Origin of the sequence: Chryseolinea sp. T2, from assembly GCF_037203685.1 — a bacterium.
Taxonomy (GTDB): Bacteria; Bacteroidota; Bacteroidia; order Cytophagales; family Cyclobacteriaceae; genus Chryseolinea.
This window is the reverse complement of record NZ_JBBCAU010000013.1, coordinates 26,864-43,864: the sequence shown is the minus strand read 5'-3', so window position 1 is coordinate 43,864 and position 17,001 is coordinate 26,864. Positions and strand designations below refer to the sequence as shown.

Here is a 17,001-nt window from a genome sequence, read left to right as displayed (position 1 = left end):
TTAGCCAACGATATTGGCCATCCATTTATTCATATCGCAATGAATCTACCGGATTGGTCCTGGCTGCCTTACCCACCACAGAAGCAATCGTCGCTAACATGATCAATACCAACAGCGACAGTGGCACTGCATAGTACCACCATTGCAAAGAAATTCGGTCGGAATATTTTTGCAGGTATTGCTCGGTGAGATAGTACGCTACCGGTATGCTAATGACAGAAGCAACAACCACTTGCCTGATCGAAGTGTTCAGCAGGATGATGGCGATCTCATGGAGCCTTGCACCGAGTACTTTTCGAATGCCGATCTCCTTGGTTTTTTCTACGGCCCTATTGGCAACGGTTCCCAATAAACCAAGACACGCAATGCCGATAGCGATAAGCGTGAAGAGAACAATTTGGTTTCTGAAAATCATTTGATTCGTATAGTGCCGGTCCACGTTTTCATTCACGAAAGCCCATTGAAATGCCTCCTGCGAAAAAACAGATTTGTAAAGGCGTTCAAGCGACGGTAACGCAAGATTCCATTTATCAAGGTTTACTTTAACGGAGATTTTAGAGGGATTGAAATCCGGAATGAGATAATCTTTATACGTTAAGAAACTGGCGGGTCCCTTATGTCTTCCTGTACTCAGGAAGGGGCGGAATTCATAATCTTCGTACACGCCGATAATGTCTCCTTCGCGTTTGTACCAGGGTAAAAATACGGTTTCACCTATCGCATCAGTCGGACTGGAGAATCCAAGCCGACTGACCGCTAGCTCGCTTAGAAGAACTGATTTTTGATCAACCGGTTTATCGTCTTGAAAATTTCGCCCGGCGACAAGTCTGATGTTATACAACGGAATAAAGTCTTCATCCACTCCCCCATTTGTATTCAATCCATAAATAACGTCATTGGGGTCGCGACTCACGGCAACTCCATACCCTGCAAAATCCCCCACTACCGATTTACTAACTGTCATCCCATGGATACCATCAATGTGCGTAGCCTCGTCTATTAAGTAGGCCAGATTGCTCTTAAATCCAGATCGTTGATCGATGGGGCAATCGATAATCACTATACCATCTTTGTCAATACCAATGCTTTTTGAAAGAATAAAATCAAGCTGGAAATAAACAGTGCCAATCCAAATAAGCAGTGAGAACGCCGCGGTGTATTGCAACATAACGATTACTTTTATCCACCAGGGTTCTCTGTTCAATTTAAGCTTCTTCAGCAATTCAACGGGTCTCTTCCTTTGCGAAACCAGGACGGGATAAAATCCGGTAACCAGGATCCCGGCGCCGAGGGTTAGTCCGATTATGCCAATCGTTTCAAGCGGCAAACTACTCCAATCCACAATGTAAAATTTGAATAGTTCTTGCACCGGCCCCTTCGCCAATTGCACGAACGTCAATGCAAATAGAAAAGAGGACGGTTGATGACGGTAGCCTCAATAAAAAATTGAAATACATAATCACCTCCCAATGCGCCCACGACTTTTCGGGTGCCCATTTCAGGAAGACGTTTGTGAAGCATATTGATGGACAGGCAAATGTAGTTTATCCATGCAAGAGCCAGGGTGACAAATGAAAGCGTGCGTAACGTGACCAGGAAATATTTCGACCGAGTCGTAAAAACGTTATTCCCGACGTAGCCAAAGATTACATCGTCCAGGGACTGAACATAAGCAGTCAAATTAGGGCAATTGGCGCAAACTCCATAGATTCTTTCCTGGTGTTTATTGATAGCCCGCTGGAGTTCAACAAAATTCGATTGCTCATTTATTTTTATGTAGCAATATGCCCAAACGGAGTCTTCGGTGCCTGGAAAATCAAATGCTTTGATACCTGTTGCAGCAACAACAATATCGAAAACCATGTGGGTATTTTTTGGCAGGTCCTTAAAAACGCCCGTGACTTTCAATGGTATGGAATCATTTAGATAAATGATCTTATCAATTGGATTAGCGTCTGAAAAATACTTTCGTGCAGTTTTTTCCGAAAGCACCACCGTAGAAGGTTGCGCCAGTACATTTGCCGCATCACCGACAATTAAAGGGAAGGAAAAAAACTGAAAGAAATTGGAATCAGCAAAAGCTGTACGTTGCTCACGGAAAATTCTTTTACTGCCTCCATCCGGAATTGCAAAAAACACATCTGCACCACTTCCAATTTTAGCTTTGTCAAAATTTGTCTGATGAAGTATCCGGGTCAGCTCTTCTATCTCGCTAAATTCATTGGCAATTTGACGGGCGATTCCACTGGGGTGGTCGGAAACGTTAATACTACCACCGTAAGTACTACTCTTCAATTCAACATGTCGCGATAGCCTTCCTAACCGGCCAGCATCTTTAAGAAATTGGTCAGTCTGCAATTCGGATTGTGTGTAAGGCCATAAAACAATGACCGCAGCAAATCCTACTGACAAGCCCAGGACATTGATGAGTGTGAAGAATGGATTTCTAATCAGTAGCCGAAACGAGAGTTTGAGGTAGTTGAATAGCATGGCGTGTCGATTTGACTACTCTAATGCCAAAGGAATTCCATTTTATGAAAGTAGTGAAAACCCACTGAATTGCCTGATCGAATCAATTTGTAGCTAACCAGGTGCCCTGAAATGAAACAGCCAATTGTTTCATGATAGAACAACTATTCCAACTAAACGCATGACTGCCTTAAACGCAACCCAATCGCTGTGCGACACGCAATGCCACCACAGGGAATCCCACCCAAGTTTTTCAGCGCCTGAGACAGTGTATGGCCCTCTTTACAGTGGGTATGTAACCTATTCTACGCAACATACTTATGCTGCCCCAACTTTCGACAGCTCCTTGAGCAAAGCCTGTCTTTGTGTGATACCTCTCCTTTGCGTCACGTAAAAAATTACCAACGGCCTGCTTATCAAAGGGTCTTTTCCATTTTCTAATAAACTGTTATCTTAGGATAGCACACTGAAGCGCCAAAATTTGACTCCCCGGGTAATGTAGGCGGTAGATGTGCTGGTTGTTTGTGATTTTGTCAGCTCAGATGAAACCCTTTAGCAAAAGTTTCCTTTCTAGAACTTTTCTCATCATAGCACTCGCTATTCAAACCAAATGTTATTGTCAGGAACAGCACAATGATATAGTGAGGAAAAGGCGTCTGGTATCAGAAATTGAAGCGCTTATCGGTATTCAATTTAGCAAACCTATAACAGACGCCTATCGGCCAGCATTCAAGCAGCTATTAGGAATTTCAGCAAATCTTGGTGCCATTCATAATTTCTCGGAACATCTTTCCCTTTCGCTGAATCTTCAATATGAGTCGAAAGGCATGAAACAGGAATTTGACCAATTGATTGAGGATGGTATCCAGCCAGTGATATGGCACATTAAAGGAATAACCAACATAAACTATATCAGTGGCACTCTTATGCCGAGATATCAACCAATTTCCAGATGGCCACTATTTCTCGGCATCGGACCATACTTTGCATGGGTAGTGAGTGAAAAAGTTTCTACAGATATTTCGATCAACGGCGTGGTAGCTAGGACGGGTGGTGGACGTCCTTTGCCCGGCGATTTCAAAGACTATGATTACGGCGTATCTGCAATGGCTGGATACAATGTTTCACTTAAAGATAAGCTACAAATCACCTTTAGAGCGACTTACAACAGGGGCTTTCCAATCTATAGTAGCGACCAATTTGTTGAGTATCAATCAAGCTCTATTTCAATTCAAGCGGGAATTGTAATTCCCAAAACGTTGCACGTCAATCTATAAACTGTTGGTGAGATTCAACAACCTCTGATCATCTCCCGTCCTTCTGGTCAAACCACCTCGGTCCAATTTCACTTCCGGGAGGACCGCACACAGTAAATGTCCCGACAACTCAAACCAACTCAATATCCGCAAGTTCTCTTCCGATTTCCTGCAAACCGGAAAGTATCCGCATCCGTTGGGCTTCCGAAGGTTTACGTCTACCCTTGATGTATTGAGCCAGCAGACTTTGATTCATCCCGATTCTCTCACTCAAAGCTTTCGCGTTAATTACCTTATAGAAGCTGAAAAAACTCTCTAGATCAAAAGAATACTTAATGTCAATTGTATTCTTACGTCCAAGAGAAAGTCTCACAGCCTCGAAAAAGTTCTTCCTCAAATCAGCAATCGTCTCTGCCTGCGTCCCAATGAAATCACGACCAACTTTGCCGTGCACGCTGAAGCCGCTGTCCTCCTTTATAATAGTCGCCTTGATTGTGTTCTTCATCTCTTGCTAGTGTTGATCCCTGCTTGCTTCAGGATTGCATTTAACAAACCCTTCTTAACTTCTTTTGAGCCATGATTCGGAACTGTAAGTTGCCCGTCCTTATCAGGATGCCTCATGCTTACATGACTGCCGGATTGCCGAACAATCTGCCAGCCGTCCTCACTCAATATTTTGAATAACTCTTTGTATTTCACACAACACCCAAAGGTAATAAATCTATTACTCAGTAACGAGAGGCGTCATAAAAATGTTCCTTGTTCTACTGAAGGAAAACCGGGTAATAAATACAGATCCGAATAGCACGTCAAAGTTGCTCCAAGAAGGAAATACGGAGGGATCATTCGTTTACCTAGACGCTCAATAAGCATGGCAACTAAACAGAAAGCTCAAAAGCCAAAAGCTTTGACCAATGCCACGCCGGCTCACGGATGGAAAGACCGGAAAGACTATAACGCCGAACATCGCGGACAATTGAAAAAAGCGGCGAGTGTAGCACTGCGTGTTCTTGATATCCTTGACGAACGCGGCTTAAGCCAGCAAGACTTTGCTAACAAAATGAAAGTTACGCGCCAGTATGTGAGCGCCCCTTTCCGATGGAACACTGATGGTCGAGGTTGACCGGTTCGTCATCATGCTTACATCCAAAAAAAGGCCTGCTCATTGCTGAGCAGGCCAACCAATCCAAACCCTATTTCTTACTCTACATAATTCAGATCTTTTCCAAAGCTCTCCTGCATCCGCCAGAGTGCGATCAGTGCAATCACCACAGTTACCAGCCCCACGATCCAGGCGCTTGGAATCATTCCGGTTTGCCCTCTCAAAAATTCAAATGAAAACGTTAAAGGAACAACGGCACCCCTGATGAAATTGGGAACGGTGGTTGCCACGGTGGCTCTCAGATTTGTTCCAAATTGCTCCGCAGCGATGGTGACGAACAACGCCCAGTATCCAATCGACACACCCAGAAGGAAGCAATTGAAATAGAACATGGATGTCGACATTCCGGACAAGGACAGATATAGCACGATGGCAAGGGTAGTCATTGAAAGAAATAGCAATACGACCTCACGTCTGCTCTTTAGATACTGACTCAACATACCGCTGGCGAGATCACCACACGATAATCCGATGTAGCAAAACATGACGGCCTTACCTGCTGCTATCACACCCTTCACCTGGAAGTTCACAGCAAACTCTGGTGAGAAAGTGACCAGTATCCCGATGACGTACCAGATGGGTAATCCAATGAGAATACATTGCAGATACTTTTTCAAAAGCTTGCCGTCGGTAAACAGCTGGAGAAAATTCCCACGGCCAATGTTTTTCTCTTTCACACTGTTGAACATCCCCGATTCAGATACACTATACCGCAATGCCAGTAATGAAAGACCTAGTGCACCGCCAATCAAATAGGCAACTTGCCAATTTGTAAATTCTGCAACAAAGTATGCAAGCACCGCTCCAAACAATCCGACTGATGCAACCAGCGTAGTACCGTAGCCACGTATGTTCTTTGGAAGGATTTCAGCAACCAGTGTAATACCAGCACCTAATTCACCGGCGAGCCCTACCCCGGCCACAAACCGCAGGAATGCATATTGCGGCACCGTTGTGACGAATCCGTTGGCAATGTTTGCCAGCGAATACAACAAGATCGACCCGAACAATACCGATAACCTTCCACGCTTATCACCAAGTATTCCCCAAAGAATACCTCCTGCAAGCAAACCTGCCATCTGAATGTTGATGAGATAAATTCCTTCCTTCAACAATTCATCACCCGACAAACCAAGCGCCTGAAGACTGGGAACACGCACGATACTGAAAAGCAGGAGGTCGTAGATATCCACAAAATATCCAAGCGCAGCAATGACGACCGGTGGTTGAAGCACTTGTTTCAAAATCGATTTATTTATCATAGCACAAACCTCTGGCATGCAAGCCTGTTAGCGGCCTGCTTTATTAATATTAATCGATATCTTAAATGTTAATGCGCTGCGGCTGCCGCTGTCGCTGTCCTCCTGGAATTGATCTGCTTATACAAATCAGTGAGAACTTGTCTGCGTGTAGCCTTGCCAGCCTCTGCCTTTAATTTGATACCGGAGAGCTTTTCCCATCCGGCAATTGTGTTCTTATCTGCCGGTTTATCCAATTCTGCTTCCCATCCCGGAAGATAACCAAGCAGGCCCATGCTCTGAACGATTGTGAAATCAGCATCGCTGCTCGCAACGTCGCGATAGTAGATCAGCGTAGCATTTTGTCCGAGCAATTCTTTTTGGAGATCATCAAGTGAAATGTTTCTCACTTTTGATTTCGTATCAATAGACAATGATGCTGCAATTCCCGCAGCCTGACCCATTGCCATCCAGCAGGGCTCCATCCGAAGTGTTGAAAAACCGATGTGACTTCCTGATACGGGAACGGGTAACAAAAGATTGTCGACGCGCTTTGGAACCATCACACCATAGGGGACAGTGTACACGTCCGATGGATAACTGAGAAATCCGTCGAGATGAATTTTGCCCGACTCGCGCTTACGCACGGCATGTGAGTCAAGCGCATAGTGACTTGCCGTTATGCTGGACTGATGAACAGGCGGACGCATTCCGGCCGCAACAGGAACTGCATCCTTTGCCGTAAAGAAATATTCACCTTCGAAGCGCCTGCCTTCGCGAACATACACCTGCCGCGGGAAGTTTCCGTTGTCCTGATATTCGTCCTTGGCAAAGCCCCACTCTTTTGCTGCCTTACGGAAATGTGCCGGCAGTTCTTTATCATTCTGTGCAAACCAAATCAAACCTTCAATGTATTCGCGCAGACGAACAGCAAACTTGTCCCGCCACTCCCAGCTTGAAGTCGGCCAGGGCCAGTTCTCTTCAGGAAGATCTGTAGAGATGAATGCCATATGTTGATTGTTACCATCAGTTTTTTCATTTGGCAATTTCACCATGTTTGTAATGCGTGCAATTCCCCATACATCACCTGGCAGCTGCGACGGATTTCCTTTTTGAATGTGTTTCCGGTTTTCTTCCAGCATCTCCATCGTAATATTCATCATCTGTACCCCGGTGTGACGACCCGTCCATACATCTTCAATAAGGGATACATACTCATCGCGATTGTACCGCGCTGGCTTTTTCACTTCTACGCGATTCGCCGGATTCGTCGTGAAACATATGCGATAGTTGTAAGACTGAACTGCATTGTCGCCGAGGAATGTACTTCCTGGCCCTTCCGGACCGCCCCAGTATTTGTAAACGACACCGGCACCTGGCTCATTGAATTCATCTTTCCCCTCGCGACCTGTTCTATATGGAACTTTCGCAGCGGCGCCAAGATCTCCTTCATAGGTTGCGTCAAGAAATATCTTTCCTGTGATCTCAACCATGGCTTTCGTCTCACGGTTAAGAACCCTGATCTTTTCTATTCGCTCATCATTCATGACGATATTCTGATCGTCGGTGTCGAACTGATGCATCTTCAGGACGGTTATTTTGCCTTTATTGTCAGCAATCATTTGTTCGAGTACCAGTTCAGCAACCGAGGCTTCAAAGTGAAAACCATCTGAGCAATCCACAACTTGCGGTGAGTTTGCTCCATATTTAGAGATGTAGTGTTGCTTTATCCGTTGAACAAATTCTGCGAACAGCCCTGTCGTTGCACCGCGCGTGGCAATGTCTGTCGCACCAAGACCGTTGGCAGGAAGTCCACCGATGTGAGCAGTGCGTTCGATAATCACAGAAGACTTTCCTTCCCTGGCAGCAGCGATGCCTGCCATAATGCCTCCAGGGGTTCCGCCTACAATCACCAGATCGTACTGGGCATGCGCTGCAAAAGACAGCAACGCAAAAATCAAAAGGATGTATATTTTAGTCACAATATTCTGTTTTACGATTCAAGATCATTTTTTAACAGGTGTCCAGATGATTGCATCGGCAACAATTTTACCATCGGCATTCTTAGTTGATACTTCAACCGTGGCGGTTTCATTCGCAGCCAGCGTGTAGGCACCGAGTGAAACCCATTCTCCTGATGTCTGACCCACAACAACAAGTTCTGCTGATTTGATTACCTTATCAACCTTCTGCTTCCCGGCGGTAACCGTAAAGGGCACTGTGGAAGATGCATCGCCAATTTTTGGAATGTAAGCCATGCATTCGTACTTGCCTTTTCTTGCAATCGTGGTTTTAAAAACAACAGAGGCGTTCGGGGAAGAACTTGCCAGGAAGGAAGGGCCATACCCCCCATGCTTCACGGCATTCCATTCACCGGTTTTGGTTACCAGCTGCTCATTGTCATTGTCAACAAGAATATCAAACGCGCTACCATCGGCCAATGGATTGTCCTGAAGCCTTTTCTGAAGTACAGGGATGTTTACATCCTGAACATCTTTCTTCGTATCGATTGCCATCACAGCAGCCGTAGCCGAAGATTGTGCCAGCACCATGAACACGGGCTCCATGCGAATCGATCCGTACGCAATGTGAGTTCCTGACAAACATACCGGTACCAGCAAGTTGGTGCACTCGGAAGATTTTGGAACAAGCGCTCCATAGGAAATCGGATAAGGACCAAATCCACCTACTTCTACGTTTCCCTCATTCTTTACCTGTCCGTTTACAACGAGCCGCTGACAGTTGTGCGAGTCCATCGTGTAAGCCGCCATACCAACCGCATCCTGTGCAACAATCTTTCCCTCGCAGTTAGATTGCGTCATAACATACTTGCCAACCATGCGTCTGGCTTCACGCACATACAATTGAGGAGACCAGTTTCCACTTTCAGTGTATTCGTCTTTTGGATAACCCCACTTTAACATTTCATCTCGTAGTTCCTTTGGAACGCGGGGATCATGCCCGTAGAAGTAAAGCAATCCTTTGGTATAATCTTCATGAGCTTTAATAATCTCCTTGCGTTTTGCATGGGAAGCACCCGGATACTCGTAGTTCATACCAATCATATCGGTGGAGAAACCATTCCGGTTGTTGATGTCTGTTTTTTGATTTGGCATTCCACTCCAAATGAAATAGTCATTCAGCTTTCTCCGATTAGGCCACACGTCAAAGACTCTTACGGCCAGCTCATACTTCGTCGAGTCATAGTTGCTCGGGCGTGTGATTGCAATCATGTTAGAAGCATTGGATGTAAGGCAGATCCGGTAGTTATATGCCTGAATCTTTTTGTCACCTGTGCCACTGGGTTCTAGCTTTGCATCGCTTACCCCCCATATAAGACCACTCTCCGGCCTTCCTTTTTCTTTGTAGGGATCTATTCCATTAGGCACCTGATGTCCGTCCATCAGTTGAACACCATTGATCGTTTCATTGTAGTCTGCGTTCGCTTCCCTTCCGACAAAATAGGAAACGTCCGCCTTTGCCATGAGATCGCCTTCGTACCCACAATCGATAAACATCTTTGCCCGTATGGTAACAGCTGCTGCTGCCTGATTTTCCGAATCTTCCAGGATGATTTCGGTGATGCGTGTTCCATTTTTCTTCACATCACGCAATTGCTTTTGATAAACGACCTGGACTTTTCCTTCCTTCACATATTGCTTGAATGTTTGTTCTGCAACTTTTGGCTCGAAGGTCCACTGCTCAAATTTTCCATAGTGTTGTCCAATGCGTCTGTAGAAGTCACGTGCAAGCCCGGTGATTGCGTATTTATTCCCGATGTCGGTATAACCAAGGCCACCGGAAGTCATTCCGCCGAGACGCTGCCCCGGTTCAATGAGAATTGCTTTCTTGCCAAGTTTCTGGGCAGTGTATGCAGCAATCACACCTGCCGAAGTTCCTCCATAAACGCATACATCCACTTCTATAACCTGTTGGCTATGCGCACGAATCCAGAAGCACAGAACGGCGATGATCAATATTGTCTTTTTCAAGGCATCAAGATTTAAGTGTAAGGATGTACATCAGGTACCAACATGAGTACCTGATGTAATTAGGTAATGTTCCTGATCAATAACCAGGATTCTGGTCGGCAACGGGATCAAGTGCCTTGTTGTAAAGCATTTCAGAGTTTGGAATTGGCCACATCATATGTTTTTCTGCGACAACAATACCTTTGACTTCAAGAATCCGTTGCTTTGCAATACCGAGACGCTTCAGGTCAAGCCAGCGTTTTCCTTCGTACATCGTTTCATAACCACGCTCGCGAACAACAAGGTCAATGAAGCTCGTCAAATCATAGTTGTTGATATCGAAGTCTACCGGCGAAGGCAGGTTTGGAGGATAACCATAAGCACGTCTGTGAACTTTGTTCAAACTCGTCATTGCCTCTGCAGTCGGTGCATTTGCTGCACGCGCAGCCGACTCAGCATGGAACAAAAGCAAGTCCGCATACCGATACCATGGATAGTCATTACCACCGCCGCCTGTAGTTGCAATCGGATCGCGGAATTTTCTGTAGAGTACTGTATTAGGTCCGAGACCAACATCTACATTATAAAAGATATGCTCTTTGCGCAGGTCCTTTTTATCCCATGTCTTGATAAATGAATTGGAAGTAGAATCCGTGTACTGAGCATAGAAACCACCACCACCATAATACTTGTACGGTCCAATTGCGCGGTGTGCATATTCTATGAGGCCAAAGGGCTGTTGACGTGAATATTTGAAGTAGAAGATTTCTTCCGAAGTGTTAACCACCTCCGGTCCGAAGATTTTCTGAAAGTCCTCAGGTACTGACACAGATACAAGTGAGTACGCGTTCGATGCAATTACTTCCTGCGCACGAGCCGATGAGTTCTGCCAGTCCTTGAGGTTCATGTATACTTCAGCAAGCAATGTTTTGGCAGCCCATGTGGTTGGACGTCCCGGTGCAGAAGCAGTAGTTGGCAACGACTTCTCTGCTTCCAGCGCATCAGCAAGAATCAAGTCATAAACCTCTTCAACACTTGCACGCTTAACGTTTGCTTCAAGCATGTTCTCTTCTGTCCGGATGGGCACGCCGCCCCAGTTGCGAACCATAGCGAAGTACATTAACGATCTGAGATATTTTGCTTCGCCAACAAAACGTGCGGCAGCCTCAGGTGTAATGTCCCTTCCATTCGGAACATTAACGATAACAAGGTTGGCGTTGCGTATGGATTGATACAGATTGTCCCAGATACCAGCAACGCGTGAGATATTAGCATTGTCAAGACCCTGATACAAACTTACAGGCGTCTGACTGCCACGCGAGTTTCCATAGTCGGGAAGCCCTTCCTGTTGTGCCGGATAACCCAAACCAAACGCACCGCCGCTGCGCATGGGACCATAGATAGCATTCACCGCAGCCTCTGCTTCCGAGTTTGTATTATAAAATACTTCTGCCGCGATTGACTTCGGATTTTCGTCCAGCATTTCGCTGCACCCCACAAGTGACGCAGCACCGATGATATATACAAATAATTTTTTCATGATAATCTTTCGTTACGTGTAAACTTAGAATCCCAATCTTGCACCGATCGTTACCGATTTTGCAGTCGGATAACTGTAGTGGTCAATTCCCAAACGGATGCTATTGCCGCTTCCATATGAATTGATCTCTGGGTCGTACCATGAGTACTTTGTAAATGTGATCATGTTCTGACCACTAACGTAGAGTTGCGCCTTCCTCAGCCACGAAAGATTCAGACTTGACACCGGAACGTTATAACTCAATTGAATATTCTTGAAGCGCATATAGGAACCATCTTCAACAAAACGATCGGAAACCTGTGCGCCCGATGTCCGGCTGATGATCGGATACTTTGCATTTGGATTTTCAGGTGTCCAGTGGTTTTCGTACACATCACGTGGCATATTCAACGCCTGTCCATAATCCAGCGTTTGATTTACTCCACTTACGTTGAAGATGTCATTGCCCTGCGATCCCTGGATAAATACTGTCAGATCGAAGTTCTTGTAGCTCATCACGGAATTTATTCCATAAATGAAATCAGGATGAGGGCTGCCGATAATACGTTTATCTTCAAGGTCACGCGAGCCATTGCCATTGAAATCTTCGTAAGCAATTCGCCCTGTTGCATCATATCCCTTTTCAACGTATCCAAAGAACGCACCTATGGGTTCACCTTCGCGAAGGATGTTGACGTTATCATTGATTACTGAAATATCAATAGGCTGGCCAAGTACATCGGTACCACCATACAGTTTAAGAACTTTGTTTTTGTTTGCCGATAAATTGGCAGCAAGGTTCCACTTGAAGTCCGAGTCAATAACTACTGCACTTGCCGCAAATTCAAATCCTTTGTTTTGAACCTTTCCGACATTTTGAACGGTGTAAGTATATCCCTGGGAAGAAGGAAGTGGGACGTTGTTCAGCAGATCACGTGTGTTTTTTACATAGTAGTCGACCGTAAACGTAAAGCGGTCCTCTAAAAATCCAAAGTCCAGTCCAATGTCAGATTGTGCAGTGGTCTCCCACTTTAACGGTCCCGCCAGGCGATTTCCTGGTGAATATGATGTGATAAGGGCATCACCAAAGACAACTTTACCCGATGCTAATTGGTTGAGTGTGTAGTAAGGACTAATGGCAGTGCTACCGGTTTCACCATAACCTGCTCTTAACTTCAGATCGGAAATGAAAGAAATGCTCTTGATAAATTCTTCCTCAGACAATTTCCAGGCAAGTGAGGCCGATGGAAATGACCCCCACTTTTGTCCTTCGGTATAACGTGATGAACCATCCGCACGGAAGCTTACCGTTGCCAGGTATTTATCATTGAACGCGTAATTGACACGACCGAGGTACGATAACAATGTCCACTCAGAGTAAGAAGATGAGGGTACACCCTGCGTTGTCGCAGCGCCGATGTCGAATGAAGATTGAACGTCGCTGACGAAACCATTACCGGATGCAGTAAGCCCCGTTGCCTTGTAATTCTGATAGGTAAAACCACCCACTGCGGAAATGCTGTGGCGACCAAATTGCTTTACATAGCTGATTGTGTTTTCGTTCAGAACGCTGGTGCGTTGTGATGTCTCAACCCTGGCCGATCCTTGTGAATTAATAAACTTGGTGGTCCGATAGTAGTCAACTCTGTCGTCAGTATTATCGATACCGCCAGTAACTTTAATTGAAAGTCCTTCGATGGGTTTGAATGTGAGGGCAGCGTTTGTCAGCACTTTGTTTGAGCGGATGAAATCCGACTCCTGTTCGGTGAAATTGAGCGGATTGATGATAGCATTCGATCCCCACGAGTATACTTCTGCCAATCGTGTGTAGCTACCGTCTGCTGCGTGTGTGTCAAACGTAGGATACCCGGATATCATCGCTGATATGAGCGAGCCTCCGCGGTTACCCTGACCACTGTTCTTTCTGTCGGAATCAATCCGGCTGAGAATTGCATTCACATCCAGCGTAAACTTTTTGCTTAGCTCTGAGCTGATGTTCGTGCGAACTGAGTTTCTCACATAATCGCTTCCTATGATGATACCTGCCTGGTTGAAGTTGCTTCCTGACAAAGAAAATTTTGTCTTTTCACTGCCGCCGGCAACTGTGATCGTATGGTTTTGAATTGGAGCTGTTTGCAAGACTGACTCCTGCCAATCTGTACCTTCTCCCATGGCATCGATTTCGGCTTGTGTGAAATGCGGAGCTAACTTGTCATTTGCGGCCTGCTCGTTGTAGAATTGCGCATACTCACGCGCATTCATCATGTCAATTTTTTTCCGGATGGTCTGCCAGCCATAGTAACCATCGTAGTCAACCGTAATCTTACCTGCTTTACCGCTTTTCGTCGTGATGATCACAACACCGTTCGCACCACGTGAGCCATAGATGGCAGTCGCAGAAGCATCTTTCAATACTTCGATTGATTCGATGTCGGCATTGTTTAACAATGTCGGGTTGCCGCTATAGGGAAATCCGTCTACTACATAGAGCGGTTCGTTGTCGCCCTGCACTGAGTTAGTGCCACGGATACGAACACTCAATGGCGCTCCGGGAGCACCGGTATTTTGAGAAATTTGTACACCCGTTGCGCGGCCTGCCAGCGTCTGCATCACGTTCGTGGCCGGATATGCGTTAATATCTTCGCTCTTTATCGATGCTACCGATCCCGTGAGGTCAGATTTTTTTACTGTACCATAACCTACAATCAATACTTCCTGTAGTGAATGAGCATCGGATTCCAGTTTAACACTAATCTGAGTTTGCTCTCCTACCACGATTTCCTGTGGTGTATACCCGATGAAGGAGAAAACAAGCACACTGGTTTTTTCGGGAACAGAAAGTACGAATTTGCCTTCTGCATCAGTGCTGGTACCTTTTGTTGTACCCTTTATCAACACATTCACGCCAGGTAGTCCGGCACCCGTCTCATCAACTACAGTTCCCGTGACCTCGAGATCTACCAGGACTCCAATTGAACTGGTTTTCACTTTTTGTTCAGAAGCACCTTCCCGCGTCAGGATGATCTGGTTTCCATCGGCTTCGTACTTGATATGCTTTTCATCCAGGATCCCGTGCAGAATTACACCGAGTTTCTCCTCGTTTGCACTAACCGAAATCTTTTCGGTCGCAGTAATTATTCCCGACTCATACAGGAATTTAGCGCCACTGATGGTCTCAATTTTTGCCAGGGCTTCACGAAGCGTTACTTTTTCCAATGTCAGACTGATCCGAGTGTCCAATACCTGCGCCGAAATCTCGGTGGCATTGGCCATGCTGGCCAGCGTGATAATCAAAAGAAAATAGAAGAAAGTGACTCTCATAAAGAACAATAGCCTTCCATGAACTTGTAGTTCTTTTTTCATAACTTTAAAATGTTTTGTCTGAATTGTAAAACGTGAAAGACGAAACATCCCCCGCATCATGTTGGGGACATTCTTCCGGTGGTGTTGGTAGCACCATCGGTTTTTTTTTAAGCTTATATAGGTTTCATGATCGTTTTAGGTTGGGTTGGGTAATCTGATTGATTAAGAAATTAGTGTTAGTCAGGTTTATCGCATCCCTTGCCATACACCACAATCTGCGAATCCAGCAACTCGTATTGGGCATTGATCGCGATGCAAATGAGCCGCAGTTTATCGTAGAGCGGAACATCGCTTATTGATGCGTTTAGTTTGCAGTTTGCAAGCACCTCTGCGTCATACACTATGTGGACGCCGTAGGCTTCTTCAATCTCCTTAAAGACATTGATAACGGGCTCGTCTTTGAATTCAAAATGATAACGCGGTTTTGTTCCCAGCATGACCGGATCTTCTATCAACGACTTCGACAAGCTCATTTTGACACGGTCATAAACAACCTGTTGATTGGGGCTAAGTACCACGCCTTCAACAACAGCATCATCATCACCAGTTGCCTTCTCTTTATCTTTTGCTTTGAAAACGGAAACTTTGCCTGTTTTCACACGCACCGTAACGTTTTCATTCTCGAACCCCTTAACGTTAAAGCTTGTGCCGAGAACACGGGTCACAATTTCATTGGTATGAACAAGAAATGGCCTTGTCGGATCGCGTTTTACTTCGAAGAAAGCTTCTCCCGTCAGGTATACCTCCCGTTGATCGCCAATGAAATCTTTGGGAACTTGTATGAAGCTTTGAGGTTGAAGGATGATAGACGTTCCATCCTTAAGAACAACAGTACGTGGTGACGTTCCCCGGTTTTCTTCCTTGATGAAGACAGGCTTGGCCTCCAAAGCCATTGGCAATTCAGTGTTGCGGCCAGCGAGGAAATAGGTCGTTCCAAAAGTTGCTACAACGAGGAAACTGGCTGCTGCTGCAATTTTCACCCAGAATAATGTTCGGGTCTTTCTTTCTGTTTCTTTGACCTCAACAGGCTGATTATCTATGTGCAGCGTTGTCCGGATTTTACTCCAGATTTCCGCCTGCGTTTCATCGGAGGGCCGATAGTTATATTCAAGAATTGCAAAGATCAGCTGGCGTGCATCTTCTACTTGTTCGCGTTTAGATGGGTTCTCCTTCAACCAACTTTCCCAAAAAGCCGTGATCGCCGGATTTTCAGACGGATATTTTACCCACTTCAGGAAGTCAGCATCGCGCGCAAAATCAGTGGCCGTATAGGACAGAAAATCCTTCTTCATAGGTGTTTAAAAAGACCGGGTTCAATCGGTTTCAACACCTAAAAGCAACGTTTGCGCCTTTTAACTCACTTTTTGAGAAAATAATTTCAGGAAAGGAGGAAGAACAGAAAAAGGCCTATGGAAACGATATGCTTTGCGTAATCCCGCAACTGCACAAGGCCACGTTGCACAAGATTCCGCGCAGATTGCGTGTTCACATTCAGAATAGACGCAATTTCTTCATAGCTGAATTCATCGTAGAAATAAAGAACCAACGCTTCAAATTGCCGGGGTGACAAATCATTGAGCAGCTTTTTCAGCTTTGCGCTTTTCTGGTCTTTCGACTCGCTCTCAATAATGTCGTATTCCTGTGACTGCGTGCTAAGACGAAGGACTTCGTCTATGAAACTGGTGTCATCATAGAGCGACATTGCATTCTCTTTCTGCTTGACAAGTTTCCTTCGCAGCGCGCGATATAGATAGAAACGAACTGAAGTTGTCGATGACAGGTTCTCACGGTATCGCCATAGGTCCACAAAGAGATCGTGGATGCAATCTTCAACCCGCGCGCGCTCACTGCAGATTTTCCGGCCATAATTATAGAGTAGCTTGAAATACGATTCATAGAGTTTCGCAAACGCGTTTTCATCACCGTGAATCAACCCCTCCCAATTCTTAATATCGTCTGACACGCCCGGTTTTTTGCTATTTCATTTTCAAGTGCTGGGCCAAGTAACTCAAAATGTTAATGA

General features: G+C 45.4%; 13 protein-coding genes. 2 read left to right on the top strand and 11 right to left on the bottom strand.

Annotation, left to right across the window (positions count from 1 at the left end):
* Positions 1 to 25: 25 nt before the first annotated feature.
* A complete protein-coding gene (locus WBG78_RS29210) occupies positions 26 to 1,342 on the bottom strand; it encodes an ABC transporter permease (RefSeq protein WP_337330080.1) in 1,317 nt (438 codons plus the stop codon).
* 53 nt (positions 1,343 to 1,395) lie between these two features.
* Positions 1,396 to 2,490 (bottom strand): ABC transporter permease, encoded by a 1,095-nt coding sequence (locus WBG78_RS29205; protein ID WP_337330079.1) that lies wholly within the window; start codon positions 2,488 to 2,490, stop codon positions 1,396 to 1,398.
* 521 nt (positions 2,491 to 3,011) lie between these two features.
* On the opposite strand from WBG78_RS29205, the gene WBG78_RS29200 reads away from it, so the two are divergent.
* Positions 3,012 to 3,746, top strand: a complete 735-nt coding sequence (locus tag WBG78_RS29200) for an outer membrane beta-barrel protein (RefSeq protein WP_337330078.1) — start codon at positions 3,012 to 3,014, stop codon at positions 3,744 to 3,746.
* Between the two features lie 109 nt (positions 3,747 to 3,855).
* Here the strand turns inward: WBG78_RS29200 and WBG78_RS29195 are convergent, their stop codons facing one another.
* Positions 3,856 to 4,230, bottom strand: a complete 375-nt coding sequence (locus WBG78_RS29195; protein ID WP_337330077.1) for a hypothetical protein — start codon at positions 4,228 to 4,230, stop codon at positions 3,856 to 3,858.
* Positions 4,227 to 4,424, bottom strand: a complete 198-nt coding sequence (locus WBG78_RS29190; protein WP_337330076.1) for a type II toxin-antitoxin system HicA family toxin — start codon at positions 4,422 to 4,424, stop codon at positions 4,227 to 4,229. Before WBG78_RS29190 ends, WBG78_RS29195 begins: the two co-directional genes overlap by 4 nt.
* 172 nt (positions 4,425 to 4,596) lie before the next feature.
* Here WBG78_RS29190 and WBG78_RS29185 point away from each other — a divergent pair, with 172 nt between their 5' ends.
* The gene (locus WBG78_RS29185) at positions 4,597 to 4,848 is read left to right on the top strand and encodes a helix-turn-helix transcriptional regulator (RefSeq protein ID WP_337330075.1); all 252 of its coding nucleotides are present in this window, start codon (positions 4,597 to 4,599) and stop codon (positions 4,846 to 4,848) included.
* A gap of 77 nt (positions 4,849 to 4,925) precedes the next feature.
* On the opposite strand, the gene WBG78_RS29180 is transcribed toward WBG78_RS29185, so the two are convergent.
* The 7 genes from WBG78_RS29180 to WBG78_RS29150 form a co-directional block, all read right to left on the bottom strand.
* The gene (locus WBG78_RS29180; RefSeq protein ID WP_337330074.1) at positions 4,926 to 6,149 is read right to left on the bottom strand and encodes an MFS transporter; all 1,224 of its coding nucleotides are present in this window, start codon (positions 6,147 to 6,149) and stop codon (positions 4,926 to 4,928) included.
* A gap of 68 nt (positions 6,150 to 6,217) precedes the next feature.
* Complete coding sequence (locus tag WBG78_RS29175) at positions 6,218 to 8,107, bottom strand: FAD-dependent oxidoreductase (protein WP_337330073.1); 1,890 nt, start codon at positions 8,105 to 8,107, stop codon at positions 6,218 to 6,220.
* Positions 8,108 to 8,131: 24 nt separating this feature from the next.
* Complete coding sequence (locus tag WBG78_RS29170) at positions 8,132 to 10,117, bottom strand: FAD-dependent oxidoreductase (RefSeq protein ID WP_337330072.1); 1,986 nt, start codon at positions 10,115 to 10,117, stop codon at positions 8,132 to 8,134.
* Positions 10,118 to 10,193: 76 nt separating this feature from the next.
* The gene (locus tag WBG78_RS29165) at positions 10,194 to 11,636 is read right to left on the bottom strand and encodes a RagB/SusD family nutrient uptake outer membrane protein (RefSeq protein ID WP_337330071.1); all 1,443 of its coding nucleotides are present in this window, start codon (positions 11,634 to 11,636) and stop codon (positions 10,194 to 10,196) included.
* A 24-nt stretch (positions 11,637 to 11,660) separates the two neighbouring features.
* Positions 11,661 to 14,978 carry a SusC/RagA family TonB-linked outer membrane protein gene (locus WBG78_RS29160; RefSeq protein WP_337330070.1) on the bottom strand — a complete coding sequence of 1,106 codons (3,318 nt, stop codon included), beginning with the start codon at positions 14,976 to 14,978 and terminating at the stop codon, positions 11,661 to 11,663.
* A gap of 176 nt (positions 14,979 to 15,154) precedes the next feature.
* Complete coding sequence (locus tag WBG78_RS29155) at positions 15,155 to 16,270, bottom strand: FecR family protein (RefSeq protein ID WP_337330069.1); 1,116 nt, start codon at positions 16,268 to 16,270, stop codon at positions 15,155 to 15,157.
* 86 nt (positions 16,271 to 16,356) lie between these two features.
* Entirely contained in the window at positions 16,357 to 16,941 is a 585-nt protein-coding gene (locus WBG78_RS29150; RefSeq protein ID WP_337330068.1) for an RNA polymerase sigma factor, read from the bottom strand.
* Positions 16,942 to 17,001 lie beyond the last annotated feature (60 nt).